We start from the raw sequence: 26,849 nt of genomic DNA, 5'->3' as shown, positions 1-26,849 counted from the left end.
GGTCGGCGCCCAGAATGAGGTCTCCAGCGGAAGGAGACAGCGTGCGATTACCGTCCCATGCCGGCCGGGCCCCCGGTGGCCACGCTCCGCCCGGCAGGGCCGCGGCGCTGTTCGGGAAGCTGGGCATCCGCGCCCGGCTGACGCTCACGTACGGATCCATGCTGTTCGTCGGCGGCACGCTCCTGCTCACCGTCGCCTACCTGCTGCTGCGCGCGGTGCTCGACGGCGTCGAGTTCTCCCTGGACGTGCCGCCGGGCACCCCCGACGAGCTGGTGACGGTCTGGCGGCACCAGATCGAGATCCAGGCCGTCAAGCTGGACGAGCAGATCCTCAGTCGCATGGTCCAGCAGTCCGTGCTGATCCTGCTGGGCGTCGGCCTGTTCGCGCTCGTGTTCGGCTACCTGGTCGCCGACCGGGCGTTGCGGCCCGTCGCCAAGATGACCGCGACGGCCCGCAAGCTGTCGGAGAGCACGCTGGCCCACCAGCGCATCGACCTGCAGGGCCCGGACGACGAGCTCAAGGAGCTGGCCGACACGTTCGACTCGATGCTGACCCGGCTCAACAGCGCCTTCAACTCCCAGCGCCGCTTCGTCGCCAACGCCTCCCACCAGCTCCGCACGCCCCTGACCATCAACCGCACGGTCCTGGAGATCGCGCTCTCCGACCCGGCGGCCTCACCCGACCTCAAGGCCCTCGCCCGCACCCTGCTGGAGGTCAACGCGCGCAACGAGAAGCTCATCGAAGGGCTGCTGCTCCTGGCCAGGAGCGAACGGGAGCTGGCGCGCCGCAAGCCGGTGGACATCGACGACGTGGCGCTGACGGCGGTGGAACAGCTGACCTCCGTCGCCGACCAGCGCGGCGTGACCGTCGTCTCCCGCCTCGGCGGCACGACCATGGCGGGCGACCCCGTCCTCCTGGAACACGCCGTGGGGAACCTGGTGGACAACGCCATCAAGTACAACCTCCCGCAGGACGGGCAGGTCTGGATCAGCACGGAGGAGACGCCGGCGGGCGAGGTCGTCGTCAGGGTGGCCAACACCGGGCAACCCGTGCCGGCGTACGAGGTGGGCAGCCTGTTCGAGCCGTTCCGCCGGCTCAACGCCGACCGGGTGGACTCGGCGAACGGCTCGGGGCTCGGACTGTCGATCGTCCGCGCAGTCGTCCAGGCCCACGGCGGTGAGGTGACCGCGCGCCCGCGCGAGGGCGGCGGCCTGTCCGTGACGATCAGCCTTCCCGGCCGCTGAGGCGGCCCGGCCTCCGATCGGGCGCGGGCCGTCCTGCGGGCGGGTCGCTCACATGCCGGGCGGCGGGTACGCCTCCGGGTGCTTCTTCGGGTCGGGCATCTGGTCCCAGGACGGGTCGTCGATCACCTTGCAGGGCTTGGCCGGCCCGTCGACCAGGAAGCCGCTGAACTGCCACAGCGCCCGCGGCTTCTCGGGGCCGGAGGTCTGGTCGGCGTTCTCGGTGAACTCCAGGACGGCGGTCTGCCCCGTCTTGATGAGCTTGGGGTCGATCCGTACCTGGCCGTCGCCCATCCGGAACGTCTTCGCGTTGGGGCTGTTCTCGATCGCCTCCCTGATCCTCTTGCGGACCGCGGGGTCCTTGCTCTGGAGCTCTTCCTTGGTGAAGGACGGGCCGGCGTCGGCGGGGGCGCGGTCGGGGGCGCAGCGGGTGCCGGGCTTGAGGTAGGAGACGTCGGAGGGCACGCCGAGCGCCTTCAGGTCCTTCTCCACCTGGGCGGGGTCGCGGAACTCGTTGATCCGCAGCGTGATCGTGCCGTCGGTGTTCTTGCTGACCGCGTAGGCGGGGGCGTCCGAACCGTTGAGGAACGGCGTCACGACCGCCGCGGCGGCCGCGACGGCGGCCACCGCCGCGCCGGTGAGCAGGCGCCGCCTGGTGCGCCGGCGCCGGGCCCCGTTGCGGGCCTCGATCTCGGCCTTCAGTTCCATCAGTACGTGCTCCTTGAAGTTCATCGGATTCCTTCCATGACGAAGGGAGCCATCTCCGGCACGTCCCTGAGCGCGTGGCGGGCGCGGTGCAACCTGGCCCGGGCGGCTCCCTGCCGGATGCCCAGGGCGGTGGCCGCCTCGCTGATGCTGAGCTGGTCGATGACGACCAGTTCGAGCATCGCGCGGTCACCGTCGGGCAGTCCGGCCATGGCCCGGAAGGCCCGTCTGGCCAGGTTCTCGGCGTCTAACCGCGACACCAGCTCGGCCACGTCGTCGGAGTCGAGATGCCGTCGTCCGCCGACGCGATCGGCCAGCCTCAGCTCCTTGTACGCCCGCCGCCGCTCGGCCGAGAGCGTGTTGCGGGCGACGCCGTACAGCCAGGCGATCTCGCTGCCGCGTCCCGGCTGGTAGGTGTGGGCGGAGTCGAGCACCGCCATGAACACCTCCGCCACCAGGTCGGCGGCGGTGTGGGGATCATCGACCCGGCGGGCGAGGAACGAGGTGACCGCATCGACGTGGCGCCGGTAGAAGGCTTCGAAAGCGTCCGGATCTGTAGCTATATCCGGCTGTTTGCGACGCACCGGCCGTGCTCCCTTCGTCGATTACACCCCTTCTTGGTCAGTAGCCGAGAAAACGTTATGAGACCCGACAGAACAGACGCCCGGCGCCGTCTCTGACGACGCCGGGCGCGGTCTTGCTACGTTGCGCGGCATGGGCCACGGAAAGAGATCACTGAACCGGGCGGACGTCACCACGGAGCTGGCCATGACCCTCGACGCCGCGGGCGCCGCCGTCCCCTACCGACACCGTCGAGCGGCAGGCCGGTACGGTCCGCTCGTCGGCCACCTGCGCGCCCACGGCTTCGACGCCGGCCTGCTGCGCCGCGCGATGGACGCCGCAGGGGTCCCGGACGCCCGCCGGCGTCCGGTCCTGGAGGCTCTCCGGTGACGGACGCCGGGGGCTCAGGACCGCGAGAACTTCTTGAACAGGAAGAAATAGAGCTTGATGTACTGCCCGACGAGGATGCCGTTGATGATGGTCCCCTCGCGGATGAACTGCGGGCCGCCCAGGAAGATCAGCCCGATCGCCGCGGAGACCACCAGCAGCGTGCAGTCGAAGCCGGTCTTCAGGTTGCCCCATTTGAAGCCGGTCCGCTTGAAGACCGTGTTGACGAACATGTCGACCGGCATGAGCACCAGGTTGGCCCGGATCATCAGGAACAGGCCGAACGCCAGCGTCGCGTCCGCGACCACCAGGAGGGCGAACTTGGCGGCGTAGGCGTCCAGCGCGATCCAGCTCGTCAGCATCAGGTTCAGATCGAGGAACGTGGCCAGCACCAGGGCCGGGATCAACGCCAGGAAGTTCCTGAGCTTGAAGTCCTTCGGCAGGACGAGATAGGTCAGCAGCAACATCAGCAGCTCAAGGGCGAAGTTGAACGTCCCCTGGCTGATCGAGGGAAAGACCAGGGTCATCGTCCGGGTGAGGCTGCTCTGCGGCGAGATGCCGATCCCCGCCCTGATGGCCAGGCTGACCCCCAGGGTCAGCAGGTAGATGCCGGCGCCGTAGGTGATCCAACGCCGCACCAGACTTCCGGTGTCGACGACTCCGGCCTCTTTTTCATGCTGTAGCACAGTTGCCTCCTTGACTGTTGGCTGTTCCGGCCGGAGCCTGCCGGATGACGGGGTGTCCGCTTCTCAGAGCACGGCTCAGACCATGAACCCGAAGCGGTCGAGTGAGATGAACAGGGTCAGCAGCTTGTTGACGACCGGCTCGCCCTCGTTGTGGTTGCCCAGCTTCTCCAGGGCGGCGTCGATCGACCGGGTCGCGTCCACCAGCTCGGCCAGGCTCATGTCGGCCATCACGCCGTAGATGTCGAGCGGCAGCGCGGCCTGCGCCCGGCCGTCCTCGGTCACGAGGCAGCCGCCGACGAAGGCGTCGAGCTGCCGGAGGTTGTCGCACATCTCGGCGCTGTCGCTGCCGACCACCACGAAGTAGGCGAAGGGCGCGGGCCAGAACGTCGACACGGCGCCCCGGTCGATCGAGACCCCCTTGAACAGCCCGTTGACGACGTGCCGGGCGCCGTCCGCGTAACGCTGGACGACGGAGATGCGGTTCAGCGTGACGCCGTCCACCTCGGGCACGACGGCGCCGTCCGCGAACGGCACCCAGACCTCCTGGGCGAACTTCAGGTGGCCGCGTCCGTAGACGTCGAAGAGCAGGACCTTCGCGCGGGTCCCGTCGTCGGAGATCTCGATCGGCGTGAGGTCGAGCTGTTCGGGAGCCAGGTCGGCGAGGCCGGGCCGGGGCTCCTGCACCATGACCGAATAGTCCAGATCGACGGGCTTGAGGAGCTTACGGTCCTTGGCGACCAGCTCGCCGCCCTTGAACACGTACCGCGGGTTGATCTTCGACAGGCTGTCGGTCAGCACGATGTCGGCGAAGCGCCCCGGGGCGAGGGAGCCGAAGTCGTGGTCCATGCCGAAGGAGCGCGCGGAGTACAGCGTGCCCATCTTGATCGCCTGGATCGGGTTGAGGCCCATCTCGACGGCCAGGGAGATCACCCAGTCGATGTGCCCCTTGGTCAGCACCCGGTCGACCGAGATGTTGTCGGCGCACATCTGGAAGTTCTCGGCCGGCCAGCGGCGCTTGACGATGGCACGCAGCATCGTCTTGATCACCTCGGGGCTGCCGACGCCGAACTTGATCTGGGTCTGGAAGCCGTACCGGATGCTCTTCTCGATGTCGTCCTCGTTCCAGACATCGTGGTTGTTGTGCGCGCCGATCGCGGGCATGTAGTTCAGCAACATGTCGGGCAGCGCCGTCACACCCCAGTGGCTGTTGACGAAGCCGCCGTTGGCGCGGCCCAGGGCGGACTTGCGGAAGTCGTCCTCGTTGCCGGTCATGTAGGACAGGTGTGCCAGCTCGCCCAGCCCGATCACCGGGTCCATCTTCAGCATGGCGTCGGTGACCTCGACCGACGTCTTCTTGCCCGGCGCGAAGGCGTAGATCCGGTAGGGCAGCTTCTCGTAGTCCTTGAACAACGCCGCGGCGGCCTCGACGGCCTCTTCACCGGCCGCGCTGGCGAAGTCCAGGGTCTCGGCGAAGATGGTGGTCGTGCCGCTCGGCACGATCGCCTCCCCGAACGCCGCCGGGTGGGCCAGCTGGGCGTCGAAGTGCAGGTGCGCGTCGATCAGCCCCGGGATCGCGTAGAGGCCCTGGCCGTCGAACACCTCGCGGACCCGCACGATCGACTCGTCCGGGTTCAGCGCGATGATCCGCCCGTCGTAGACGAGGATCGAGCCCTGGAAGACGCTCTCGCTGTGCACGTCCAGCACGCTGAGGTTGCGCAGCAGCAGGTCCGCCTCCCTCTCCCCGCTCAGGATGTCGAAGACCGCCCGCACGTGGTCGTAGTGGACCGAGACCCGGTCCGTCCCACCGGCCTGGCCCGTCTTCTCCTGTTGGAGCATGATTTCCTCGCTTCATTGCTCGGCTGTTGGATTCCGCTCGCGGAACGAGACCCGAGGACGCGGCTCCGGGATGCCGGCGGCCGGTCGCGGAGTTTCATCAGAGGGCCGCCGTGGCCGTGTCGCTCGTACGCGCTGTGGCTATGAAATGGCACGGCACCGTTGCTGACAAGCAGCCGTTTTCGCACGGACTGTACTCTTTTTGCGCACGGTCCAGCCCAGGGAGGCTCGATGCTCCACTCACGCGTGCTGCACTACATCGACGAGGTGGCCCGGTACGGCTCCATCCGGGCCGCCGGAGCGCGGCTCCACGTCGCCCCGTCGGCCATCAACCGGCAGATCCTGCTCCTTGAGGAAGAGCTCGGCGAGCCCCTGTTCGAACGCCTGCCGCGCGGCATGCGGCCCACCCCGGCGGGCGAGGTCCTCCTCGCCCACGTGCGCCGGACGCTTCAGGAGTACCGCGAGGCCGTGACCGAGATCCGCGACCTGCAGTCACTGCCGAGCGGCGAGGTGGTGATCGCCACGATGACCGGCCTGGCCAGCAGTATCGTCTCCACCGCCACCGTGAACTTCCACGCCCGCCACCCCGAGGTGCGCATCTCCATCCGCGCCCTGTCCACCCACGAGATCCTCCGCGCGGTGGCCGACAGCGAGGCCGACCTGGGCCTCGGGTTCAACGTTCCGTCCTCGCCGCAGCTCGAACTGTGCTGGCAGATGGACACCCGGCTCGGCGCGGTCATCGCCCCGGCCCACCCGCTGGCCCGCCTGGAATCCATCCCCCTGGCCCAGTGCGCGGCCTACCCGCTGATCTTCGCCGACCGCTCGATGGTGATCCACGGCATCATCGCCGACACCTTCGCCGAGGCCGGTCTGAAGGTCGAGCCCGCCTTCCACACCAACTCGATCGAGACGATGAAACGCCTGGCCGCCGCGGGCGAGGCCATCGCCTTTCTCAGCAGGTTCGACATGGCCGAGGACCACCACAACGGAACCCTCGCCTTCCGCCCGGTGCGCGACCGCGCCTTCAGCAACAACATCCTCTCGCTCGTCCGCCGCGAGAAGCACGGCCCCGGCCCCGCCGCCCTGCTGTTCGCCGAAGAAATCATCCAAACCCTGGAATCCGTCGCCCACCCACCCTTCTGACGAACTCGTCAGGGGCATTCGGCGCGCATGATCTCGTCCATGAAGCGGCCGAATTCGAGGTCGTAATACACCCGTGCGATGGGCCAGACCTCCTGGAACTCCTTTATCTTCACGTCCGCCCGCATGATGCGCTGCCAGGTGAGCCATACGTCGTCCGGCATGAGCTCAGGTGGGCGACTTCGTGCCGGGGAAACCTCGCGTGCTGAGCGCCCAGGCCAGCAATTTCGGGTCCTGGCGGAGGTGCACGGTCCTGAATTCGTTCAGCCGGCCCACGAGAGTGCGGTAGTCGCCGTATTGCATCGAGCGCGTGAGAGCCTGTGACTGGCGGGACACCAGTCTTAACTGGAGAGTCGTGAGCACCAGGGCGACCACCACCCCTGAGAAGGACGCTATCTGCAACCAGTCCGACAATCGCATGACTCTCCCCTCGGCCGGTGACCGCCCTTTTCCGGCTATTAGCCGGTCAATTCAACGAATTGCATTCTCCGGCGGTTCCGTGTTCGCCGACGCGCGGAAGAAAGAGGTCAGCGTACGATCACGCCGGGGTGTGCGGCCTCGAAGGCGGCGAGTCCGTCGGCGGTCAGCCGGAGATGCAGGCCGGCCGCGACGTCCACCGTCAGGGGCTTGTCCTTGCCGTAGAACACCAGGGAGACGTCCAGCTCAAGGTAGGTGTTGTCGTGCTGCTCCTCCAGGAAGTTGCGTTCGACGATGTTGGCGTTCCGCGACGCGGCCTCGTCCGCCGTCTTCACGCTGCCGCCGACGCCGCCGAAGCCGAGGCTCCCGTCCTGCGCCCCGGCGGACCCGCCCGCCCGGACCGCCACGCCGCGGCCCTGCTCCTGGCCGTGCCCGACCGTGCTCATGGTCTGGGCGTAGACACGCTGCTTGACCAGCGCGGTGGTGATCTCGCGCGCTCCGGTGACGTCGATGCCCACCCTGCCGATTCCCGGGAGCTCGTACTCGTGCGCGAGCAACTGCTCCAGGTGGGCGCGCATGGTCCGTTCCTTGGTGGCCTCGGCGAGTGACATGCCGGCCGGGCGGGAGAGCTCGAATCCGTCGGGCCGGTCGGCCAGGGACGGCACCTCGCCCCGCAGCCTCGGCGGCACCGCGCTCAGCGGCGCCCATTCCTCGACCAGCGAGGCGGCCGGGAACGCGACCTGGCTGACGTCCCCCCTCGGCACGCCGCCGCCCAGGGTGGCGGACATGGGGTTCGGCCCGCTCGCGTCCGCCCAGCGCGGATCCGCGGCGACGACCGGCGTACGCCCCGCGACCGGCGTGCCCTGCGGCACCTCCGTGGTGAGGTGGCCCGGCACCAGGACGCCGACCTCGCCGTCCACGACCGCCCGGGACGTCCCGGTGACCCCGGCGTGCCGGTCGAACAGCCTTCCGGCGCCGTCGTGGCCGGTCATCTCGCCCACCTTGAGCAGCACGTTGCGGGCCACGTTCTGCACCGGCTCCAGAAGCGGGCGGACCGGGACGCGTTCGAGCGTGATCTCGTACCGGACCGGATGCCTGAACTCCTGCGGGGCCTCGCGCGTCTGGTAGCGGTTGATCTCCTTGGCGATCGTCCCCTGCCCGTCCACGGTGTGGGAGTCGCGGGAGTTCGCGAACCCCGCCTCGCCTCCCCTGAGCTCGCCGCCCGAGGACTCCATGTAACGCGCGATCGCCTCCGAGCCACGGTCCGTGCCCGCCTCGCGCACGCTCAGGTCGCCGCTCAGGCGCTCGTTGCGCAGCATCAGGCCGGTGTCAGGACGCTCACCGACGTGTACGCCGTCGCCGACCTCGGCCGTGACCCGGATGCCGACGCGTTCGGTGACCCGGCCGTTCTCGTCCGTGACGAACAACCAGGAGGACACGCCGTTCCCGCGCAGCTCGCCCAGTTTGGTGCCAAGCGCGCCCTGGCCGTAGTTGCCGCGCAGGTGTTCGGCCACCGGGTGGTTGGTGAGCTCCTGGCCGGGGAGGAGGAGGCCGTCGCGGCGCAGCAGCTCCACGATCTGCGGCAGCACGCCCTCCGCGTCGAGGTGCTGGACGTAGGCGGTGTTCAGCGCCGCCTCGGGCGCCGCGTAGGCCCGCGTCGTGTCCCCGGCCGGCCTGACGGGCTCCGCGGCCTGCGGGCCGTCGAGCCCGTGCCGGCGGGCCACCTCGTCGGGCAGCACGAGGTCCACGATGTCCGCCACCCGGACGTACGTGGTCGGGCCCTGCTCGACCGTGCCTGCGCTGGTCCTGCTGGGGGTGACCTCCAGGACCAGGTCCGCGCGGTACCAGTGGGAGGTGCTGCCGTCGGAGTAGGTGACCCGGGACACGTCGCTGCTGCCCAGGTAGGAGCTCTCCACGGCACTGCGCTTGGCGGCGCCGTGCACGCCCGCCCGTGCCACGACCTTGCGCTCGGTCCCGCCGGCTTCCCCGGCTCCGTGCGCGGCCTCGCCGTCGCTCAGGGTGACGCGCAGGCCGGTCCTGGCGTGGCCGCCGACCGCGCGCCTGCCGCGTTCGCCGTCCAGCGCCCTGGAGTTGCTGCTGGAGTAGCTCTCGTGCTCCACCCCAGTCTCCGACTTGACGTGCCGCACCTCGGCCACGTGCGCCTTGACGTGCAGGTCGTGCCGCGTGCCCGCCCGGTCCGACACGGTGTAGTGCAGGCCGTCGGGATGAGACGTGATCATGGTCTCCAGGTTGATCACGTCGGTGGCGGTCTCGAACACCGGCGGCACGTCCAGCCGCTCCGCGGCCGCCGGCAACCCCGCCCACCGGTTGTAGGCCCCGGCCAGCGTGCCCGGAAGGTCGGGCATGGCCCCCATCCGGACGATGGCCGACAACTCGTCGGCGCCGGGCCGCCACAGGTCGGCGGGCCGCTCGGCGGACGACTCGACCCGTCCCAGATGCGCGACGTCCTGCGCGAGCACCGGCCGCTGCGGCAGGTGCACGTCCGGCACCAGGATCTCCGCCCTGCTGCCGCGCACCTCCCACGAGGTGTTCAGCGTCTCCGTGCCGTCCCGCGAGATCCGCATCCTGACGTCGAAGGACAGATCCCGCGTGATCGTGAAGCCGCCGCTGGTCTCCGTGCGGTCGTACCTCGTGTGACCCGAGGAGAAGCCGGTGCTCTCCGACTTCGTGCCGCTGCCGGAGAGTGACAGGTTCACCGGGTCGATCTTGAGCCGTTCCCCCACGTCGGCGCGTGCGACCCCGCGCACCTCCGCGCGGCCCGTGCGGGAGGTCTCCCGCTGGCTGGTGTCGGTGCGCGAGGTGATCCGGCGTTCGTTGACCGTCAGGTCGGACGCGCCGACCTCGTGCCGGCGGCCCAGCGTGCCCTCGGCCAGGATCTCGACGGTGTAGCCGCCGATCGTCCTGTCGTACCTGATGCCGTGGAGGGCGTGCGTCAGGTCGGCTTCCAGCGCCACGACGCCGAAGCGGCTCTCGACGTCCCGCATGATCTGCCGCCTGATCGCCGGCGGGAGGTCGGGCAGCGCCCGGTCGACGGCCTGGTGGAGCTCCGCGCTGAGCAGCGTCTCCCCATGGACCCGGACGCCGCTGCCGAGCCCCGTGCCGCGACCGGCCGCGAGCGTCTCCGGCTCCAGGACGTGCGGGTCGTAGCCGCGGTTGGGGTGCTCGCCCCTGGCCGGGTACTCGCCGACCGGTTCGTTCAGCGTGAACTCCGCCCGCACGTCGTCGATCTCCCGGTGGAGGTCGGCGAGCTTGCGCTGGATGTCGTTGAACTCGCCCGGCGGCCGCAGATCGTGCCCGAAGACGTCCTGCTCCATCCGGGACGCGTCCCGCGCCGGGACGATCAGCTCGGCGTTCACCTCCACCTCGAAGGCGCCGAGCGTCTCGGTCTCGACCTGCAGCCGCATCCGGGCGTCGTACATGGTGACGTCACCGAGCCTGGTCAGGACGGTGTGGTTGCCGTGCGCCCGGTTGGTGGAGGTGACGTGGTCCGTCCCGTAGCCGACCCCGCCGACGGCCCGCGCGACGACCTCCCCGTGCTCGCCCAGCGGCAACCCGATCTTGCCGCCCGCGTGGACGCCGACGCTCGCGCCCTGCCGGTGCGACGTGCCCTCGCTCTCGCGTCGCCCCAGGTCGTCCCGGAACATCGTCTCGACCGGCGCGCGCCCGCCTCCGTCGATCGGCTCGACCCGCGTGATCTCGCCGGTGATCCGGACGGCGTCCTCCTCCGACCCCAGCAGGGACGTCTTGTACCGGATCGCCTCGGAGGAGACCCCGCTCGACAACATCGACTGGCTGCGGTTCTTCATCCCCTGCTCGCTGAGCAGGCTGGAGGTGAGATGGCCGGTGATCTTGACCACCTCGCCCGCGGGCAGCCCCGCCGCCAGCCCCCGGCGCTGCACCTCCAGCACGAGAGGCGTGACGTCCAGCCCGGTGATCGCGATCCCGTGGTCGCGGAACTTGTGCCCCGCTCCCTCCGGCACCTCGTGGCGGGGGAGCGGCGACGGGTGGTCGGTGCTCAGCAGCGGCCCTTCCCGGGTGAACTGCTTGGGGAAGGGGACGGTCAGCGAGAGGTCCGGCACCGCCGCGGTCTGCGTGACCCGCTCGCCGTCGCGGTAGACGTCGAGGACGACGTCCGCGGCGAAGTAGTCATGGGCGGGGGAGATGGCCTTGTGCCCGCTGATGACCTCGACGCCGTTCGTGTGGGTCGTCCGGGCCGTGCTGGTGACGCCCGATCGGGGCAGGGCGTTCGCCTCGGCCTCGTCCGGCGAGTGGTAGAGCCCCTTCATCAGCCCCGCGGTCCGGTCCAGCGAGGAGCCCCGCGAGAACTTGCCGTCCACGCCGTCCCCGCCGAAGGCGACCGGCTTCTCCGGGGGCAGACTCGGCTGCTCCACGTGCGTGAACTCGTTCGGCCGGAGCTTGAGGTAGATCACCTTGTCGCCGACGCCGAGCGCCACCCCCCTTTGGAGGTGGTTGGTCCAGACCTCGCGGTCGCTGCTGGCGAGCGCCTCGGCCAGCCAGAGGCGGATCACGGCCCGTTCCCGCGGGACGATCCCCGTGATCCCGGCGGTCATGGCGTGCGCCGCCGCCCGCGGGTCCACCGGCACCCTGACGTCGTGCACGGCCGTCTCGCCCAGGGCCCCCATCTCGACGACGCGAGGCGGATGGATCTCCGGCTTCGGCAGCCCCGGGTCGGCGGACGCCAGCTGGGACGTCAGACCTTGCAGCACCTCGGACGGCAGGTCGGGGCTGTGCCAGGCGGGCGACTCGACGGTCCGCTGGTTGTGGTTCACCGCCGCCAGGAGCGTGTCGGCGCCGGTCTTGGGCCCGCCGTCCGGGCCCGACAGCGGATGTCCGGACGGGGAGGACGAGTGGGGCGCGGACGGGCCGTCGGCGCCGTGCGGCAGGGGCGAGGTCAGGTGTTGCCCGTCCGCGCCGAGCGCGCTGGACGTGATGCCCTTGGCCAGCAGGTCCCAGCTGAAGTTGCCCTGGACCAGCATGGAGCCGGCCGTCGTGATCCCGCCGGTCACGGCGAACTGCGCGGCCTGCCCGTACAACGACGAGTGCGCCGCCGCCAGCAGCTTCTCGGCCGTGGACATCTCGGCCCTGGTCAGCCCGGCCCGCAGCGTGGGCGTGGCCAGGCGGCTCAGCCCGCCCGAGACCGCCCCCATGAGCCCGCCCATGGCGGCGCCGCTCGCCGCCGAGATGACGAGCTGCCGGACGTCGATGTCGTCCCTGCGGCCCTGCACCATCTGGACGCCCTGGATGCCCAGGTCCATGCCGGCCACGATCCCGGCGAACAGCAGGATGTTGCGCCGGCACTGCCGGGCGATCTGCGCGACCGTCAGCCGGGCGAGCTGCAGCCGCGGTGGGACGAGCGCCAGACTCGCCCCGCCGGTGGCCAGGGCCGCGGCCAGCAGATACCCCAGTTGCATGATCAGCAGCCAGACGGTGACCTCGATCATGTACTTGGCGTACTGGATCTGCACGCCCACGCCGTTGAGCGCCACCGCGGCGTCCACGAGCCGCTTGACCGCGAGGGCGACCTGACCGCCCGCCACCTTGTCGACGTGGGCGGCGAAGGCGAGATGGGCCTCGCCGTCCCAGTCCTTGCCGATCCTGCGCGCGCTGCCCGGCAGGTCCGCGCCCGTGCCCTCGACGAGCCGGTGCGCGGCGATCACGCACGCGTCGGCCAGCCGGAAACAGCCGGTCTCGTCCCCTTCCGGCCAGTCCATGCCGACCACCCAGCCGACGTACGGCTTGGCGAAGTCGGGCACCAGGAACCCGTCGAACCCCATGGACGATCAGTTCCGCGTGACGGGGGGAGTGGGCTCGGCCGCCTTGTAGTTGCGGGCGCTCGCGTTCAGCCCCGAGGCGACGTTCTCCAGCTGGTCGATGTACGTCGTCAGGGCGTCGAAGATGCCGCGTTCCATCTCGGGCAGCTTCTTGGCCAGCTCCGCGCCGTACTCGTCGTCGCCCAGCGTGTTCCGGTCCCGGTTGAAGGCCGCGCGGAGGTCGGCGCGCACCTGCTCCACGTTCCCCGCGACCAGCTCGTACGTCCTGGCCTCCCGGTACAGCGCCTCCCCCTGCACGTGGTAGCCGCTCACGGGGCCGGCTCCACGGGGCCGGGGAAGAACGCGTCGAGCGTGGCCCGTTCGCCGAAGACGTCCTCGTACGGCAGGCCGTCCGGCATGAGGGGGTCCAGCAGCTGCCTGCTCTGCTCGGAGACCGCGGCGGTGGCCGCATTGGCCTGCTGCATGATCGCGTCGGCCAGTTGGCTGGGGGACAGGTTGCGATAGGCCCGGGGGTTCAGCTCGACGCCGCGCAACTGACCGTGGCGGCCGACGGTCACGGTCACCATCCCGTCCGCCGACCGTGCCGTGTGCTCCAGGGCGGAGAGCTCTCCGAACGCCTCGCGTACGCGGGCCACCTGCTGGTTGATCTCGCCCGCGAGCGCGCTGACCTCCGCCTCGAACGCGTCCGCCACCTAAGCACCTTTCGCCCGCCTAATACCGCAAGGCATCATACGTCACCCTTTTTTACAGGATTCAGGGTGTCCGTATCGTTTACCTTCTGTTAACAAAGGTGTCACGAGGTGTCTGAGTTACGTCCGCCGCGTCGTACAGAGGCGAGCACAAATCCCCGGAGCTCGCCTCCTTTGCCTGCGTCCGGACAATGGCCCGATGCCGGACCCGGGCCTGGGCCCGGGGCGCGGGTCAGCCGCGCCGGCGGAGTTCTTCGTTGATCCGCAGGGCCTCGGCGAGCTGGTCTTCCAGGATGATGATGCGACACGCCGCCTCCAGCTGGGTGCCCGCGTCGACGAGTTCGCGGGCGCGGGCGGCCAGACGCAGCTGGTAGCGGGAGAAGCGGCGGTGGCCGCCTTCCGAACGCAGCGGCTCGATCAGTTTGGCCGTGCCGAGGCTGCGCAGGAACGCCGGGGTGACTCCGAGGATCTCCGCGGCCCGTCCCATGCTGTAGGCCGGGTAGTCGTCGTCGTCGAGCCGTTGCTCAGGGCTCTGGCCGGCTGCGGCCGATACGACGGACGCGGTGGACGCGGTGGCGGGGGGCGTCGGCAGGTGATGCGGCTGGTGCCGGCTGACGGTGGCGGCGGCCTGAGCCTGGTCTGTTTGATCCATGCAACCTTCCTGAATGCGAACAGGGGCCCCGGCGCCATGATGCGCCGGGGCCCGAATGAGGTTTAACACCATCGATCGGCCTGCTGGCCGATTCTCTTGTTCCGCAATTGTCAGCCCGTTGGGGCGAAATGCGGGGATCGCGTAAGCGTGACCGTAGACCACCGTCCTGTTCGTGGAACTGCGGTACCCGTGCGGCGATACGCCGGCGACGGGCGATCCTGATGGCGTCCAACACTCCTTTCCGGTTATCTCCACATCGGCACGTCGATCTCTGTGCCGACTTCGTGCAATGGCAGCGCGTCCACCGTCACGGCCCCATGTTCGATCAGCCTGGCCGCGGCAGTCCGACCTTCTGCCTCTTCCTTCTTCTGTACTGCTCTCCACGTCGTCCGGGCGGCCCCGTCGTGCTGCTCGTCCTGCGCCGCCCTCGTGGATCCGTTCCTTGCGATGTCAGAAACTCTAGCTCGCCTCAACCGGAATGTCTACAGTGACGACTGCAGATTTTCTCCTGTGGCACGTCGAACCGTCACCGGATGGCGAGACCCTCGACGGGTTCGAAGCCGGGGATCTGGACGGTGACGGTGGACACGTCCGCAGGAGGCTTGAACATCGCCCACAGCGTGTACTCCTCACCCTTGGTCACCAGGTACTCCGGGCGCGTCACGGACAGCAGGTACGGGCCCACGGTGATGTGGTGCCGGGCGTCACGCAGCGGACGGTACCGGCGGGGGCCGTCCACGAGTGCGGCGGCGCTGGTGCTGGCCTCCGCGTACACACCGCCCGAGTCGTGGGAGGAGGTCCAGGCGTTGAGCGGTGTGTCACCGTCGTTGCGCAGGGTCCACACCAGATTCACGTAACCGCCTGCGTCCCTGGTCAGCTCGTTGACGCGTACCTCGGCCTCCTCCGGCCAGGCGCCCTCGACGCCGGGCGCCTTCCCGGCCCGGGCGCGGCCGAGCACGGGCAGCGTCGTGCCCGTCGCCGCCGCGGACGGCACGGCGGCCGGTGAGCGACTGACGGTCGCCCGTGCCTGGCCGGCGGGCGCCGCGGGTGGGCGGTCGAAGGTGATGCCGACCCGCCGGTTGGTCCTGCGGCCCTCGGCGCGATCGTTGTCGGCGATCGGATCACGAGAGCCATGGCCGTACGCGCGGAAACGCACGCCCGAGCGGGTGACCAGCTTCTTCAGGGCTGCCTGCACGCTGTCGGCGCGTCGTCGCGACAGCGGGTCGTTGACGGCGTCGGTGCCGGTGTCGTCGGTGTGGCCGTCGATGCGGACCTCGTCACCGGGGGACCGGTCGATCTGCGTGGCCACCTCCCGCAGAGCGGCGTGGGCCGCGCGCGAGAGATCGGCCCTGTTCACCGCGAACAGCACGTCGGTCGACAGCCTGACCGACACCACCCGGCCATCGTCGTCCTGGGCCGCGCCCGCCTGCTCGACCTGGTTCACGATCGACAGCGTCACCGGGTCGCCGACGCGGGCGGAGTCGGGATCCACCGGGTCCTCGCCGTCCTGCACGCGTAAGGGCGTCGGCGGCGCCTGCCCCAGAGGAACGTCCAGAAACGGCGGCGCCTGCGGGAACAGGACGTCGAGACGGGTGACGCCGGGCGGCGGCGCGGGAAAGACGGCGACCATCTCCTGCTCCTGGCCCGCCTTGACGGTCGGCCAGCCCCGGGTGCACTGGCAGTCGCCGTTGCGGTAGCCGCGCGGGAAATACCAGCGGTCGTTGCCGCTGTCGAGCAAGGAAACTCCGCCGATGGCGTTCTGGCCGAGGTTCGCGCTGTTCCACGGCACGGCCAGACTGGCGCTGAAGTAGTAGTCCTCCTTCAGGTCGTTGCGGACCCGCCAGCGGGCCACCACGGCCTGGGCCGAGACCCGGTCCAGGGCCAGCAGCCGAACGGTGATCTTGTTGCTCACCCCCAGGGTCCGGCTGCCCAACGGCCGGCCCTCGCCCCTCGGCGAGGGCTGCGACGACGTCGCGACCACGCCGGGGACGGAGGTGCGACCGGCCTGCTCGGGAGAGCGCTGGGAGGACGGGATCCCGGTGCCGCACGCACTCGCCGACACGATCGCCATCGCCAGCCCGGCCGCCGGCATCGCGCGCCTCATCCTGCATCGCCCCCGTCGCAGAAACCACTCAACCGCCCACAAGGGCAGCAACGAGACGCGACCATATCTGCCGGTTCACCGGGGGCACATCCAACCACTGGTGTAAACCTGAGGTGTAGCAGTCGAGCCGGCCAAGCCGGCCAAGCCGGCTTCCCCGGCGGCTCGGCGGGGTGCTTCAGACCAGCATGGCCACGGCCTTGACGGCCTGGTCCACCTGCTCGGGGGTGTTGACGATGGTGGTGCCGAAGCGCAGCAACGTCCCGTTGTAGGGGGTGGTGCCGGCCACCACCTTGCTCCGGCGGAGTGCGTCGACCGCCTGCAGGGGTTCCATGCCGGTGATCGAGCAGCACACCAGCCCGGCCGACAGCGCCGGGTCCATCGGGGTGGCCAGCGTGACGTGCTTGATCCCGGCGAGCCCCGCCTTCAGCCTGCCGGCCAGCTCCTGGACGCGCTGCTGCACCCGGTCGGGCCCGATCGCCTCCTGGAACGCGAACGCCGAAGGCATCGCCCACCGGTGCTCGAAGGCCTTGAACCCGCCGGGCGTGGCGAGCTCGGCCGTGGTGGGGCCGGGCGGCGTGCCGAGCTGCCAGATCTCGAACGACTTCTGCCCGAAGCCGGCGATGACCGGGGACAGGGCGTCCCAGGCGCGGCCCCACAACACGCCGGTGCCGCGTGGGCCGAACAACCACTTGTGCGTCCCGCTGGCCAGGAAGTCGCAGCCCAGGTCGGTCACCTTGTCGGCCACGGCGGCGAAGCCGTGCACGCCGTCGACGCACAGCAGGACGCGGTCGTGCTCGTCGCGCCGGGCGTTGACGTCGGCCAGCATGGCGGCGATCTGCCTGACCGGCAGGCGCACACCGGTGCCGGAGTGCACCCAGGTGATCGCCACCACCCGGGTGCGCGGGCCGAGCGCCGCCTTGATCGCGCTGACCATGCGATCGGCGGTGGCCTTGGCGGGGTCGTCGTAGAGGCGGACTTTGCGCACCCGCGCGCCGGTGCGGGCGGCGAGCAGGCGCAGGCCCTCGTGGGTGGCCAGGAAGTCGTGCTCGGTGGTCAGGACGTCCTGGCCGGGGCGCAATCGCAGGCCGGAGTAGATCAGCCCGAGGCCCATGGTGGTGCTGTCGGTGAGGGCGACGTCCTCGGGCCGGCCGCCGAGGAACCTGGCCGCGGCTTGGCGTACGGGCTGGTCGGGGTCCTGGTCGCGGACCGGCGCGTAGTCGGGGTCGGCGTCGAGGCCGTCGCGGTGCTTGGCGATCTCGGCGCGTACCGGGGCGGGCGCGGGGGCCAGGGTGAAGGCGGCGAAGTGCGCGACGTCCCGGCGGAGGGCGAACTGGGCCCGGACGGAGGCCCAGTCGCGCGGGTCGAAGGAGGGCGCGGGATGCGGCGGCGACGGGGGTGTGGAGGAGGAGCAGGCTGCCGCCGCTCCGGCCAGGACGCCCACACCGAACAGGGCCCGTCTGTTCAGTTGCTGACTCACGTCTTCCGTCCTATCCCGCGCGAGGTGGCGTTGCACAGAGGAACGCCGATCCGCGAGGACCGCGCCCGTCGTCACCGAGCTCGGTTCGAACGGTCGCCCAGCAGGGCGGGGGCGTTGAGCGCACAGGCCAGCGCCGCGATCACCAGGGCGTGCACCACCTGCTCGGCGCGGAACCAGAGGGGAAAGGAGCCGGCGATCACCGCGGTGACCATCATCGTCACGCCGGCCACGGCGGTGATCCACCGCACCCGGGTGTAGGCGCCGCGCTTGCCGGCCCGCGCCTTCCTGACCATGACCAGACAGATCAGGGAGCCGGTGAGCACGCCGCCGGCCCGGTTCCAGACGGTGGAGCCGGGGTCGGCGCCGAGCGCGGCGACGGTCATGGTCAGGACGAACAGGGCGACGCCGAGACAGGCCGCGGCGTTGGCCAGCCGGACGGCCAGCGGGGAAACGGCGACGGAGACGGGGTTGGCGCGCTGGGAGGAGATCTGCATCGCGTTCATGTCTTCGACGCTAACATTACTTGCGTGCAGCAAGCAAGTATACTGACCGCATGAGACCGAGCGAGAACGACGTTCAACGGATGCTGGACTCCTTGTTGCAGCTCAGCGACGGCATCGAGCGGGCGCGCCGGCAACGTCCCGGCGCGGGCCTGCTGCGCACGCTGCAACTCCTGGCCGCCAAGGAGCCGGCGCGAACCTCCGACCTGGCCCAGGAGCTCGGCGTGCACCAGTCGTCGGTGACCCGGCAGATCCAGACGCTGATCGGGCAGGGGCTGGTGCGGGCGACCACCGACCAGAACGACCGCCGGGCCAGCCCGATCACCCTCACCGACGACGGCCGGCGGGAGCTGGCCCGGCTGGAGGCCGTCGGCCGGGAACGGTGGATGCAGTTCACCGCGGACTGGGACGCCGAGGAGGTGCGCACCCTGGAGCGGCTGGTGACCAAGCTTCGCGCCTCGATCGCCGACGTCAACGCCAGGCCCCCGCGGACCGGGCCGCAGGCGTGAGTGACTGCCGGACGTGCCCGCCGGGGGTCACCGGTGGTGGATCGACTCCACGGTGTGCAGGTGGGGGTCGAAGTGGTCGGCGAGGGCGGCGGCCTGCCGCATGTGCACCTGCGCCTGCGGGAGGTCGAGCATGGCGTGGAAGTCGTCCGCCGACCGCCACTGGGCGTAGTTGACCACCCGGACCCCGTCGGTGCTGGCGTGGATGTTGGCGGAGACGAACCCGGGCAGGTGCCGCATGACGTCTTCGGTGGCCCGCGTGAGCAGGTCGACGAGTTCGCGCTGACGGTCCGCCTGAACGTTGAAGACGTTGATCAGGGTGGCGACGGGAGCGTCGGTGGTGATCGTGGTGGACGGCATGGCCCCTCCTGGTGTCAGGTTCCTTACATGCAGCAGTATGTGTAAGGTTCCTGTCATGAGTCAAGAGGATGTCCGGGAGCGCATCGGCTACCTGGTCAAGCAGGTCGATCAGGCGTTCCGCCGGTCCTGCGAGGAGCGGCTACGACCTCTGGGGCTGTCCATATCCCAGTACGCGCTGTTGCGGGCCCTGGCCGACGCCCCCGGAGCGCCGGCCGCCGAGCTCGCCCGCCGTACCTTCGTGACCCGCCAGTCCCTGCGCGACGTGCTCGGCGGCCTCACTTCGGCCGGCCTGGTCTCCGTCGCCGAACGGCCGGACGTCGGTCGCGCGTTGCCGATCACGCTCACCGGCCCCGGCCGAGCCCTGCTGGACCAGGCCGACACGATCGTGCTCGACGTGGAGCGCCGCATGACCACCGGCTTCCCGCCCGAGGAGGTACGGCACCTGGCCGCGCTGCTGTCGGCCTGCGCCAGGAACCTGACCGGACAGCCCCCGGCCGCCGAGCCCGCGGTCAGCGAGGGAAGCTGATCTCCACGCGGCGGTTCTTGGCCCGCCCGGCGGGGTTGTCGGCGCCTTCGGGAGTGGTGTTGGGCGCCACCGGGTCAGCCGCGCCATGGCCCTGCACGGTCAACGTGATCCCGGAACCGGCCAGGAGCTTGGTCAACGCCTGCTGTACGGCCCGGGCGCGGGCCTGGGAGAGCGTCCGGTTGTAGGCGTCAGAGCCCTTGGCGTCGGTGTAGCCGTCCACGCGCACCTGCTTGCCGCGCGCCCTGGTCGTGAGCAGCCTGGCTGTCTCCGCCAGCCGGCTCCTGGCCTTGCCGGTGAGGGTGGCCTTGTCGAAGGCGAACAGCACGTCGGCCGCCACGGTGATCTTGTCGCGGGCGCCGCGGGTCTCCTGGATCAGCGACTCGTCCAGGTTGGATGTGCGTTCCCCGATGTCCAGGACGTCGGCGGTGATGCCCCGCACCTCGCCGTTCAGGTCCAGGACCGGCGCGGTGGCGGGAGGAGCGGTGTTGACGGGCACCTGGACGGGCGGGCGGGGCGTCGGCGTGAGCAGCGCCACCGCGAGCAGGAGGTCAGGAAAGGGGGACATCGGCCAGCGTCCCGGCATGGGGGATGTGGACGTCCAGGGACTTCACGCCCTCCGGAGGGGCGGCGAAGGTCGCGGAGAAGACCGCCGTGTCCCCCGGGTTGAGCGAGAGGTCCTTGGTCCGGCTGCACACGCAACCGCCCGCGCTGTCCATTGCGACAAGGTGCTTCTTGGCGTTGACCGTGTCGATCAGGTAGACGCCGTCGATGGTGGGGTTCGCCTGCGGGACGGCGGAGAAGGCGTTGTGCACCAGCCAGCCGTCGCCCGCCGTCAGGGCGAGGGTGAAGGTGAGGTTCACGAACCGGTCCCGTCGTACCAGCTGGACCACGTCGATACGGAATCGCCTGCCTTCCACGCTGCCCTCCCGGCCGGCCAGCACCCGATCGGGCGGGGCGGAGGCGGACGCCGGCGCCACCGGCGCGGTCGAGGACATGGGACGTTCGCCCGACGAGGCCGGGGTGGACGAGGCAGGGCCGAACTGGCACCCCGATAACACCATGGCCAGCGTGGCACCGGAAATCAGCAAGCGGCTCTTCATGGACCCGGGAGTCTACACATACCCGACATCTGCCCCCATGGAATGCGGAAGGGGCGTGGCACAGCGGCAGACCGCGCCGGGCGGCGTCTCCGTGTCGTGCGTACGCCTTCCGGAAGCGTCACTTTTTGGCCGCGTTCACGATGTTTCAAAGGTACGTGGATACGAAAAAGGTCTTGGTTTCCTGGCGTTCGTGAATACGTGCCGACGTCCGTCTCCGCAGGAGGGGCCTCACTGAGACCAACAGCTACGACGGGCGGCGCAGATGGTCATCGAGCACGCCGGGCTGACCGCAGCCGGGCGCGCTTCCAGATCACGCAGATGGGGTGATCCGCCCAGGTCATCGTGATAGGGCGGCCGGCTCTCGAATCCGGAACCTACGGATCGAAGTGAAGAGCTTTATTGCGTCGCTCTGCCGTGATGTGCCGCCCCGGAAATACCCATGCCTATCGGCCGATCGCTCTTCCTTTGATGGCCTCTCCGTCGTTCGGTATTTCCAGGCCCGATATCGATGTTTCGATGACAGGATTTCGGATGGATGTTGTCGGCGTCAGCATCTCCTCTTCGGCCGGTGAGCGAAGCAGGAGTCCCCAGAAAAAGCGGGTCAGCTCTGGTCGGATTCCGCTCTGCCGACGATGGCTGACCCAGTTCTCGGGAAGCAACACTCGTTCCCCGACCTTGAGGGCTGGTCGTCCATGCCACCGATAGGCGTACTCGCCGACCTCGACGACCTGATCGCCGTTGATCTCGTAGTCGTTCGGGTCAGGCGCAGATGGCCGGCGGGCCACCGGCAAGGCCTGCCAAGGGTGGGCGCTTCGGCGCCGGTCATGCCCTGGAGGAGTGCGTCTCCACGGCCACCCTGGTGAAGGCGAGGGCCTTGGCGGAGACGCTCGCCGTACGCCAGATCAGCGCGTACTCGAACGGCCCGACGTCGTGGAACGGGACGTAGACCAGGTTGGGCCGTGGGTAGTAGCGGGCGCCCTGGGCGGCGGCAATCGTGACGCCCTCACCCGCCGCGACGAGGGCGAGCAGTTCCTGCCAGTACTTCGTGGTGGTCGAGTGATGGATGGGCCGCCCGGCCGGCGTGCGATCAGGCAGGTGCGCGAACGCGCTCGATCGCATGTGCCTGACCGCGAGGATCTCCCCTCCGCACTAGGCCTCACCAGGCCAGACATCCCCACGGGGCGGCTTCGCGCTGCCCTGATGCGTCCCGGAAGAGGAAAAGATGACACCTCGCGACCCTCTGGAAGCCCCCGACCCTCGGAGATGGCTGGCGCTGACCCTCTTGGTGGCGTCCTTCTTCATGGTCATCGTCGACTCCCAGATCGTCATGCTGGCCCTGCCCTCCATCGAGACCGAGCTCGGCTTCTCCCCGGGCGGCGTCCAGTGGGTGATGAGCGCGTACCTGCTGAGCTTCGGCGGCCTGCTGATGTTCGGCGGGCGCACCGCCGACCTGCTCGGCGGACGCCGGATGTTCCTGTTCGGCACCGCCCTGTTCGGCCTCGCCTCAGTGCTGTGCGGCCTGGCCTGGAACGACTCGGTGCTGATCACCGCCAGGATCGTCCAGGGCGTCGCCGCCGCGATCATGACGCCGACCGCGATGGCGGTGCTCATGCACACCTTCGCCGAAGGGCCCGAGCGCAACAAGGCGCTGGGCATCTGGACCGGCGTCGGCGCCTTCGGCGCGACCGCGGCGCTGCTCATCGGCGGCCCGATCACCGACGGGCTCGGCTGGGAGTGGATCTTCTACATCAACGTCCCGGTCGTCGCGGCGGTCCTCGTCTTCGGCCCCCGTCTGCTCAAGGCGACACCGGTCCGGGAGGGCCGCCGCCGCTTCGACCCGGCGGGCGCGGTGACGATCACCGCCGCCATCGCCCTGCTGGTCTACGCCGTCTCCGAGGCGCCTCTGGCCGGCTGGGGCAGCGGCCGGACCATCGGCATGCTCGTCGGCGCCGCCGTACTGCTCGTGATCTTCACCGTGATCGAGAACCGGTCGCAGGCCCCGCTGGTGCCGCTGCGGATCTTCCGCTCGCCGACCGTGGTCGGCGGCAACGTCCTGATGCTCATCGTCGCCATGACGGTGTACGGAGGGGCGCTCATCACCTCGCTCTACGCCCAGCAGGTCCTCGGCTACAGCGCGGTGAAGTTCGGGCTCAGCACCGCCGTCTACGCGGTCATGTCGATCATCGGCGCGAACGTCAGCGCCCGACTGGTCGCCAAGGTCGGCTACAAGCCCATCGCGATCGCGGGCATGACGCTGCTGGCCGGCGGCCTGCTGCTGCTGACCCGGATCGACCCCGACGGCGGCTACTGGAGCGACCTGTTCTTCGGCCTGGTCGTCTTCGGCTCCGGCATCGGCAGCACCAACGTCGCCGCCTCCATCGCCTCGCTCACCGGCGCCAAGCCCGAGGAGTCCGGCCTGATCTCCGGCATCAACAACGCCGTCTTCCAGATCGGAGCCGCGCTCGGCATCGCGATCGCCTCGTCGGTCGCCTTCGCCGCCACGACCGGCGCCGGCCCCGAGGGCCTGAACGACGGGTTCCGGGCGGCCTTCCTGGCCACCGCGATCTTCGCGCTGGCCGGGCTCGCGACGGCGCTGCTCCTGCTGCTGCACCGGGACAAGAAGACGTCCCCGCAGGGCGCCGGCAAGCACGCGGTGTCTGCTCACCACTGACCCGATCACCACACATCACCGAGGAACACGCAATGACAGACGACAAGGTCACCGTCATCGGGCTGGGCTCGATGGGTACGGCCATCGCCGAGGCGTTCATCAGGGCAGGGCGCCCCACGACGGTGTGGAACCGTACGCCGCACAAGGCCGCACGCCTGGCCGCCAAGGGCGCGATCCACGCGGAGACGATCGAGGACGCCGTGGCCGCGAGCCCGCTGATCGTCACCTGCCTGACCACGTACGAAGACACCCGCCAGGCCCTGCAGCCGGTCGCCGCCGCCCTGCCGGGGCGCACCCTGGTCACCGGCCAGGGGCAGCTGCCTGCCGCGCCGCCGGGTCTGGGGTGATACAGCCGGCTTTCGCGGACCGGATCTGGAGTAGGCCGCGTCCCGGGCTTCGGGGCGCGGCCTCCGTTCCAGCCAGGCGACTATCCCAGGTCACGGCGGCGAAGCGCGGTCATTCCCGCAGCCGTGAGGGCGGCCGCGACCGCGATCAGCGCGATCAACGGCGTCGCTGTGAACTCCGCCACCGGCAGCCCGGGGGTCTGCGCGTACGGCGAGACCCGCAGCAGCGACGGATCGGCGTGCAGCAGTTCGACCGCGAACTCCAGCAGGAAACACAGCCCGAGCACCGTATAGGCCCCGATCGCGGCGATTCCCGGGAACAGGCCGTACAGCAGCGTCGCGACGGCGGCCAGCACCAGCACCGACGGTAGCCGCGTCAGGCTCGCGGCCAGCATCCGGGCGATCTCCCCGCCAGGATCTCCCGTGGACAGCCCGTAGACCAGGCCCATCCCGATGCCGAGCCCGGCGAGCACGACAGCCGAGCCCGCGGCGACGAGCGCCAGATGGCCGCCCGCCCAGCGCAGCCTGCCGACGGGGCCGGTCAGGACGGCGTCTGCGCGGCTGGAGGATTCCTCCGCGCGCAGGCGCAGGGTCGCCTGGATCGCGTAGATCGTGATGACCTGGCTCATCAGGTAGATCACGAAGGCGAAGAAGCCGTCGACGGGACGGCCGTCGCTTCCGAGCCGAACGATCATGCCCTGGAGAGCTTCGCTGGCATTCAGCTGCTGGGCGGAGCTCAGCGCCGCGCCGCCGAGCCCGGCGCCGAACGCGGTGAACGCCAGGGCCCAGGCCAGCAGCGTGCCCCGCTGCAGCCGCCACGCCAGCGCGAACGAGGTGCGCAGGCCAGGCGCCGCGACCGCGGGTCCGAGCCTGGGCGGCAGGATCCCCGCCGCCAGGTCCCGGCGCGCCGACATCTGGTAGGCGGCGGTCACCAGCACCACGAGCAGGCCGACGACGGGCAGGAGCGGCCAGTATTGATCCCCTGCGAAGGGGTGCATGCGCTGGGTCCAGCCGAACGGCGACAGCCAGGCCAGCCCGGGACTCGACTGGAGGTCGGCGACCGCGCGCACCGCGTACAGGGCGCCCATCACCGTGGCGGTGAGGCCGGCGGCCGTACGGGAGCTTTCGGTCAGCTGGGCCACCAGGCCGGCGAGCGCGGCGAAGACCCAGCCGGCGGCGCCGACCGACAGGCCCATCACCAGCGAGCCCCCGGCGGGCATTCCCTGCGCGGCGAGGCCCAGCGCGATGAGCAGGGCCGTGACCAGGTTGGCGGCGAACGCCACGACCAGCGCGGCCGTCAGCGCCGCGTGCCTGCCGACCGCGGTCGAGCCGAGCAGCTCGCTACGGCCGGCCTCCTCCTCCCCGCGGGTGCTCCGGATCACCAGGAAGAGGCTCGCCAGCGAGATCAGCAGGGCGGCCTGCCCGCGGACGCGCCATGCCGCGAGCCCGGCGGGGGAGGAGTCGTAGATCGGGCCGATCATCATGAGCTGCGTCGGATCGCCGTTGGTGGTGTGCAGAAAGGCCTGGCGCGCCTCCTCGGTGGGATACGCGCCCGCGACCGAGCCGGCCACGCCGAGCACGAGCAGCGTCACGAGCCCATACCAGAGGGGCAGCCGCACCCGGTCCCGTCGCAGGATGAGCCGGATCATTCCACCGGTGCCGGTGAGGGTGTTCATCGCTGGGCCGCCGCGTGCCTACCGGCCAGGTCGCTCTCGTAGTGGCGCAGGAACATCTCCTCCAGAGTCGGCGGCTGGCTGACCAGGCTACGCACGCCTACCCGCACGAGCTCGCGCAGCAGCGGGTCCAGCGCGTCGCCGTCGACCTGGCAGCTGAGCCGGTTGCCCTGCGTCCGCAGGTCGTGCACGCCCGCCGTCCCGGCGAGCCGGGGAAGAGGGCCGTCGAGTTCGGCCGTGATCGAGGTCCTGGTGAGGTGGCGGAGCTCGGCGAGCGTTCCTGTCTCGACGGTACGGCCGTTGCGGATGATGCTCACCCGGTCACACAGCGCCTCGACCTCGGCCAGGATGTGGCTGGACAGCAGCACCGTGCGGCCCTTGCTGCGTTCTTCCTGGACGCATTCCTGGAAGACCGCCTCCATCAGCGGGTCCAGCCCGGACGTGGGCTCGTCCAGGATGAGCAGTTCGGCGTCCGAGGACAGCGCCGCGACCAGCGCGACCTTCTGTCGGTTGCCCTTGGAGTAGGCCCTTCCCTTCTTGCGCGGGTCGAGTTCGAAGGCTTCGAGCAGCTCGGCGCGGCGCTGGGGATCGAGGCCGCCCCGCATCCGGCCGAGCAGGTCGATCGCCTCGCCGCCGGACAAGGTCGGCCACAAGGTGACGTCGCCGGGCACGTAGGCCAGGCGCCGGTGCAGGGTGGTCGCGTCGCGCCACGGGTCGCCGTCCAGCAGCCGGGCCGTGCCCGAGTCCTGGCGCAGCAGGCCGAGCAGGATCCGGATGGTCGTGGACTTGCCGGCGCCGTTCGGGCCGAGGAAGCCGTGCACCTCACCGGCGCGGACCGACAGGTCCAGGCCGTCGAGCGCCCGCGTCCGCCCGAAGGTCTTGACCAGACCGGACACGGAGATCATGTTTGACATACTTTGAACAATACAGCGATTTCACGAAATACGTGAAGTGTCAGTATTCTGTAGTCTGTGGCCATCGATTGAGAGGTGTGCATGACCGACGAGGCGCGACGGTTCCTTGAGCGGTTCGCAGTGATCATGTCTGAGGTCGGCTATCCACGGATGGCGGCGCGCGTGCTTGCCGCGCTCCTCATCGCCGACGACGGACGGCTCACCGCCGCCGAGCTGGCCGATCTTCTCCAGGTGGGACCATCGGCGGTTTCGGGGGCGGTGAAGTACCTGGCGCGCGTCGGGATGGTCACCAGGGAAAGGGAGCTAGGGGAGCGACGCGACCATTACCGCGTCGATCCGACAGCCTGGTACAGGGCGGCGGCGTCGAGCGACGAGGTGTTCCGCCGCTTCGAGGAGGGAGCGAGCGACGGGGTGGAGGCGCTCGGCTTGGACACGCCCGCGGGACAACGCATGGACGAGACCCGGCGCTTCTTCGCCTTCCTGCGCCACGAAGTCCCCCAGCTCATCCACAAGTGGGACGAACTGAACGCAGGCATCCGACCCTCGTAAC

General features: G+C 70.1%; 28 protein-coding genes. 8 read left to right on the top strand and 20 right to left on the bottom strand.

Annotated features, from left to right (window positions below; translation table 11 throughout):
- The first annotated feature begins 41 nt into the window (after window positions 1-41).
- Window positions 42-1,244, top strand: coding sequence for a HAMP domain-containing sensor histidine kinase (locus AB0J76_RS40475; RefSeq protein WP_352321750.1), 1,203 nt, complete (start codon window positions 42-44; stop codon window positions 1,242-1,244).
- A gap of 48 nt (window positions 1,245-1,292) precedes the next feature.
- Here AB0J76_RS40475 and AB0J76_RS40470 read toward each other — a convergent pair whose 3' ends face one another.
- Together AB0J76_RS40470 and AB0J76_RS40465 are read right to left on the bottom strand one after the other, a co-directional pair.
- The gene (locus AB0J76_RS40470) at window positions 1,293-1,973 is read right to left on the bottom strand and encodes a hypothetical protein (protein WP_352321752.1); all 681 of its coding nucleotides are present in this window, start codon (window positions 1,971-1,973) and stop codon (window positions 1,293-1,295) included.
- Window positions 1,970-2,530: a sigma-70 family RNA polymerase sigma factor gene (locus AB0J76_RS40465; protein ID WP_352321754.1), complete on the bottom strand. Its 561-nt coding sequence runs from the start codon at window positions 2,528-2,530 to the stop codon at window positions 1,970-1,972. Before AB0J76_RS40465 ends, AB0J76_RS40470 begins: the two co-directional genes overlap by 4 nt.
- A gap of 130 nt (window positions 2,531-2,660) precedes the next feature.
- Here AB0J76_RS40465 and AB0J76_RS40460 point away from each other — a divergent pair, with 130 nt between their 5' ends.
- Window positions 2,661-2,897, top strand: coding sequence for a hypothetical protein (locus tag AB0J76_RS40460; RefSeq protein WP_352321756.1), 237 nt, complete (start codon window positions 2,661-2,663; stop codon window positions 2,895-2,897).
- Between the two features lie 14 nt (window positions 2,898-2,911).
- Here AB0J76_RS40460 and AB0J76_RS40455 read toward each other — a convergent pair whose 3' ends face one another.
- A complete protein-coding gene (locus tag AB0J76_RS40455; RefSeq protein ID WP_352321758.1) occupies window positions 2,912-3,580 on the bottom strand; it encodes a DUF6198 family protein in 669 nt (222 codons plus the stop codon).
- A 75-nt stretch (window positions 3,581-3,655) separates the two neighbouring features.
- The gene (locus tag AB0J76_RS40450; protein ID WP_352321759.1) at window positions 3,656-5,416 is read right to left on the bottom strand and encodes an amidohydrolase family protein; all 1,761 of its coding nucleotides are present in this window, start codon (window positions 5,414-5,416) and stop codon (window positions 3,656-3,658) included.
- 228 nt (window positions 5,417-5,644) lie between these two features.
- Between AB0J76_RS40450 and AB0J76_RS40445 the strand changes: the two genes are divergently transcribed.
- Window positions 5,645-6,556: a LysR substrate-binding domain-containing protein gene (locus tag AB0J76_RS40445; RefSeq protein ID WP_352321761.1), complete on the top strand. Its 912-nt coding sequence runs from the start codon at window positions 5,645-5,647 to the stop codon at window positions 6,554-6,556.
- An 8-nt stretch (window positions 6,557-6,564) separates the two neighbouring features.
- On the opposite strand, the gene AB0J76_RS40440 is transcribed toward AB0J76_RS40445, so the two are convergent.
- The 9 genes from AB0J76_RS40440 to AB0J76_RS40400 form a co-directional block, all read right to left on the bottom strand.
- On the bottom strand, window positions 6,565-6,717 hold the full coding sequence (locus tag AB0J76_RS40440) for a hypothetical protein (RefSeq protein WP_352321762.1): 153 nt from the start codon (window positions 6,715-6,717) through the stop codon (window positions 6,565-6,567).
- A gap of 4 nt (window positions 6,718-6,721) precedes the next feature.
- Window positions 6,722-6,973, bottom strand: coding sequence for a hypothetical protein (locus AB0J76_RS40435; protein WP_352321764.1), 252 nt, complete (start codon window positions 6,971-6,973; stop codon window positions 6,722-6,724).
- 107 nt (window positions 6,974-7,080) lie between these two features.
- Window positions 7,081-12,786, bottom strand: coding sequence for a hypothetical protein (locus tag AB0J76_RS40430; RefSeq protein ID WP_352321766.1), 5,706 nt, complete (start codon window positions 12,784-12,786; stop codon window positions 7,081-7,083).
- Between the two features lie 6 nt (window positions 12,787-12,792).
- A complete protein-coding gene (locus tag AB0J76_RS40425; RefSeq protein ID WP_352321768.1) occupies window positions 12,793-13,095 on the bottom strand; it encodes a hypothetical protein in 303 nt (100 codons plus the stop codon).
- Window positions 13,092-13,475, bottom strand: coding sequence for a YbaB/EbfC family nucleoid-associated protein (locus AB0J76_RS40420; protein WP_352321770.1), 384 nt, complete (start codon window positions 13,473-13,475; stop codon window positions 13,092-13,094). Before AB0J76_RS40420 ends, AB0J76_RS40425 begins: the two co-directional genes overlap by 4 nt.
- Window positions 13,476-13,704: 229 nt before the next feature.
- The gene (locus tag AB0J76_RS40415; protein WP_352321845.1) at window positions 13,705-13,959 is read right to left on the bottom strand and encodes a MerR family transcriptional regulator; all 255 of its coding nucleotides are present in this window, start codon (window positions 13,957-13,959) and stop codon (window positions 13,705-13,707) included.
- A gap of 691 nt (window positions 13,960-14,650) precedes the next feature.
- Window positions 14,651-16,228 (bottom strand): OmpA family protein, encoded by a 1,578-nt coding sequence (locus AB0J76_RS40410; RefSeq protein ID WP_352321772.1) that lies wholly within the window; start codon window positions 16,226-16,228, stop codon window positions 14,651-14,653.
- A 175-nt stretch (window positions 16,229-16,403) separates the two neighbouring features.
- Window positions 16,404-17,705, bottom strand: a complete 1,302-nt coding sequence (locus AB0J76_RS40405; RefSeq protein ID WP_352321774.1) for an aminotransferase class V-fold PLP-dependent enzyme — start codon at window positions 17,703-17,705, stop codon at window positions 16,404-16,406.
- Between the two features lie 71 nt (window positions 17,706-17,776).
- On the bottom strand, window positions 17,777-18,208 hold the full coding sequence (locus tag AB0J76_RS40400; protein WP_352321776.1) for a hypothetical protein: 432 nt from the start codon (window positions 18,206-18,208) through the stop codon (window positions 17,777-17,779).
- Between the two features lie 50 nt (window positions 18,209-18,258).
- On the opposite strand from AB0J76_RS40400, the gene AB0J76_RS40395 reads away from it, so the two are divergent.
- The gene (locus AB0J76_RS40395) at window positions 18,259-18,714 is read left to right on the top strand and encodes a MarR family transcriptional regulator (RefSeq protein ID WP_352321778.1); all 456 of its coding nucleotides are present in this window, start codon (window positions 18,259-18,261) and stop codon (window positions 18,712-18,714) included.
- A 27-nt stretch (window positions 18,715-18,741) separates the two neighbouring features.
- On the opposite strand, the gene AB0J76_RS40390 is transcribed toward AB0J76_RS40395, so the two are convergent.
- Window positions 18,742-19,071, bottom strand: coding sequence for an antibiotic biosynthesis monooxygenase (locus tag AB0J76_RS40390; RefSeq protein ID WP_352321780.1), 330 nt, complete (start codon window positions 19,069-19,071; stop codon window positions 18,742-18,744).
- Between the two features lie 55 nt (window positions 19,072-19,126).
- On the opposite strand from AB0J76_RS40390, the gene AB0J76_RS40385 reads away from it, so the two are divergent.
- Window positions 19,127-19,597 carry a MarR family transcriptional regulator gene (locus AB0J76_RS40385; protein WP_352321782.1) on the top strand — a complete coding sequence of 157 codons (471 nt, stop codon included), beginning with the start codon at window positions 19,127-19,129 and terminating at the stop codon, window positions 19,595-19,597.
- Here AB0J76_RS40385 and AB0J76_RS40380 read toward each other — a convergent pair.
- The 4 genes from AB0J76_RS40380 to AB0J76_RS40365 all read right to left on the bottom strand — a co-directional run bounded on the left by AB0J76_RS40380 (window position 19,581) and on the right by AB0J76_RS40365 (window position 21,816).
- Window positions 19,581-20,162, bottom strand: coding sequence for an OmpA family protein (locus AB0J76_RS40380; protein WP_352321783.1), 582 nt, complete (start codon window positions 20,160-20,162; stop codon window positions 19,581-19,583). The two genes, AB0J76_RS40385 and AB0J76_RS40380, sit on opposite strands and share 17 nt — an antisense overlap.
- Window positions 20,146-20,685 (bottom strand): hypothetical protein, encoded by a 540-nt coding sequence (locus tag AB0J76_RS40375; protein ID WP_352321785.1) that lies wholly within the window; start codon window positions 20,683-20,685, stop codon window positions 20,146-20,148. The genes AB0J76_RS40380 and AB0J76_RS40375 overlap by 17 nt, the downstream gene beginning before the upstream one ends.
- Window positions 20,686-21,140: 455 nt before the next feature.
- Window positions 21,141-21,488 carry a hypothetical protein gene (locus tag AB0J76_RS40370; protein ID WP_352321787.1) on the bottom strand — a complete coding sequence of 116 codons (348 nt, stop codon included), beginning with the start codon at window positions 21,486-21,488 and terminating at the stop codon, window positions 21,141-21,143.
- A 31-nt stretch (window positions 21,489-21,519) separates the two neighbouring features.
- Window positions 21,520-21,816: a LysR substrate-binding domain-containing protein gene (locus tag AB0J76_RS40365; RefSeq protein ID WP_352321788.1), complete on the bottom strand. Its 297-nt coding sequence runs from the start codon at window positions 21,814-21,816 to the stop codon at window positions 21,520-21,522.
- A 103-nt stretch (window positions 21,817-21,919) separates the two neighbouring features.
- Here AB0J76_RS40365 and AB0J76_RS40360 point away from each other — a divergent pair, with 103 nt between their 5' ends.
- Window positions 21,920-23,368 (top strand): MFS transporter, encoded by a 1,449-nt coding sequence (locus AB0J76_RS40360; protein WP_352321790.1) that lies wholly within the window; start codon window positions 21,920-21,922, stop codon window positions 23,366-23,368.
- Entirely contained in the window at window positions 23,365-23,715 is a 351-nt protein-coding gene (locus AB0J76_RS40355; RefSeq protein ID WP_364392807.1) for an NAD(P)-binding domain-containing protein, read from the top strand. The genes AB0J76_RS40360 and AB0J76_RS40355 overlap by 4 nt, the downstream gene beginning before the upstream one ends.
- A gap of 80 nt (window positions 23,716-23,795) precedes the next feature.
- On the opposite strand, the gene AB0J76_RS40350 is transcribed toward AB0J76_RS40355, so the two are convergent.
- Both AB0J76_RS40350 and AB0J76_RS40345 read right to left on the bottom strand, forming a co-directional pair.
- Window positions 23,796-25,388 carry a hypothetical protein gene (locus tag AB0J76_RS40350; protein ID WP_352321792.1) on the bottom strand — a complete coding sequence of 531 codons (1,593 nt, stop codon included), beginning with the start codon at window positions 25,386-25,388 and terminating at the stop codon, window positions 23,796-23,798.
- Entirely contained in the window at window positions 25,385-26,299 is a 915-nt protein-coding gene (locus tag AB0J76_RS40345; RefSeq protein WP_352321794.1) for an ABC transporter ATP-binding protein, read from the bottom strand. The genes AB0J76_RS40350 and AB0J76_RS40345 overlap by 4 nt, the downstream gene beginning before the upstream one ends.
- Window positions 26,300-26,380: 81 nt before the next feature.
- Between AB0J76_RS40345 and AB0J76_RS40340 the strand changes: the two genes are divergently transcribed.
- The gene (locus AB0J76_RS40340; protein ID WP_352321796.1) at window positions 26,381-26,848 is read left to right on the top strand and encodes a MarR family transcriptional regulator; all 468 of its coding nucleotides are present in this window, start codon (window positions 26,381-26,383) and stop codon (window positions 26,846-26,848) included.
- Window position 26,849: the final 1 nt, after the last annotated feature.

The sequence above is a fragment of the Nonomuraea sp. NPDC049624 genome (assembly GCF_040675255.1).
GTDB lineage: Bacteria > Actinomycetota > Actinomycetes > Streptosporangiales > Streptosporangiaceae > Nonomuraea.
The sequence above is the reverse complement of the archived record's forward strand: the minus strand, read 5'-3'. Positions and strand labels throughout refer to the sequence as shown.

Excerpts from the sequence above, each read along its gene's own strand:
- AB0J76_RS40470 (WP_352321752.1), bottom strand. The coding sequence starts at position 1,973 with ATGAACTTCAAGGAGCACGTACTGATGGAACTGAAGGCCGAGATCGAG.
- AB0J76_RS40460 (WP_352321756.1), top strand. The coding sequence starts at position 2,661 with ATGGGCCACGGAAAGAGATCACTGAACCGGGCGGACGTCACCACGGAG.
- AB0J76_RS40450 (WP_352321759.1), bottom strand. The coding sequence starts at position 5,416 with ATGCTCCAACAGGAGAAGACGGGCCAGGCCGGTGGGACGGACCGGGTC.
- AB0J76_RS40445 (WP_352321761.1), top strand. The coding sequence starts at position 5,645 with ATGCTCCACTCACGCGTGCTGCACTACATCGACGAGGTGGCCCGGTAC.
- AB0J76_RS40440 (WP_352321762.1), bottom strand. The coding sequence starts at position 6,717 with ATGCCGGACGACGTATGGCTCACCTGGCAGCGCATCATGCGGGCGGAC.
- AB0J76_RS40435 (WP_352321764.1), bottom strand. The coding sequence starts at position 6,973 with ATGCGATTGTCGGACTGGTTGCAGATAGCGTCCTTCTCAGGGGTGGTG.
- AB0J76_RS40430 (WP_352321766.1), bottom strand. The coding sequence starts at position 12,786 with ATGGGGTTCGACGGGTTCCTGGTGCCCGACTTCGCCAAGCCGTACGTC.
- AB0J76_RS40415 (WP_352321845.1), bottom strand. The coding sequence starts at position 13,959 with ATGGGACGGGCCGCGGAGATCCTCGGAGTCACCCCGGCGTTCCTGCGC.
- AB0J76_RS40410 (WP_352321772.1), bottom strand. The coding sequence starts at position 16,228 with ATGAGGCGCGCGATGCCGGCGGCCGGGCTGGCGATGGCGATCGTGTCG.
- AB0J76_RS40400 (WP_352321776.1), bottom strand. The coding sequence starts at position 18,208 with ATGAACGCGATGCAGATCTCCTCCCAGCGCGCCAACCCCGTCTCCGTC.
- AB0J76_RS40395 (WP_352321778.1), top strand. The coding sequence starts at position 18,259 with ATGAGACCGAGCGAGAACGACGTTCAACGGATGCTGGACTCCTTGTTG.
- AB0J76_RS40390 (WP_352321780.1), bottom strand. The coding sequence starts at position 19,071 with ATGCCGTCCACCACGATCACCACCGACGCTCCCGTCGCCACCCTGATC.
- AB0J76_RS40385 (WP_352321782.1), top strand. The coding sequence starts at position 19,127 with ATGAGTCAAGAGGATGTCCGGGAGCGCATCGGCTACCTGGTCAAGCAG.
- AB0J76_RS40380 (WP_352321783.1), bottom strand. The coding sequence starts at position 20,162 with ATGTCCCCCTTTCCTGACCTCCTGCTCGCGGTGGCGCTGCTCACGCCG.
- AB0J76_RS40365 (WP_352321788.1), bottom strand. The coding sequence starts at position 21,816 with ATGCGATCGAGCGCGTTCGCGCACCTGCCTGATCGCACGCCGGCCGGG.
- AB0J76_RS40360 (WP_352321790.1), top strand. The coding sequence starts at position 21,920 with ATGACACCTCGCGACCCTCTGGAAGCCCCCGACCCTCGGAGATGGCTG.
- AB0J76_RS40350 (WP_352321792.1), bottom strand. The coding sequence starts at position 25,388 with ATGAACACCCTCACCGGCACCGGTGGAATGATCCGGCTCATCCTGCGA.
- AB0J76_RS40345 (WP_352321794.1), bottom strand. The coding sequence starts at position 26,299 with ATGTCAAACATGATCTCCGTGTCCGGTCTGGTCAAGACCTTCGGGCGG.
- AB0J76_RS40340 (WP_352321796.1), top strand. The coding sequence starts at position 26,381 with ATGACCGACGAGGCGCGACGGTTCCTTGAGCGGTTCGCAGTGATCATG.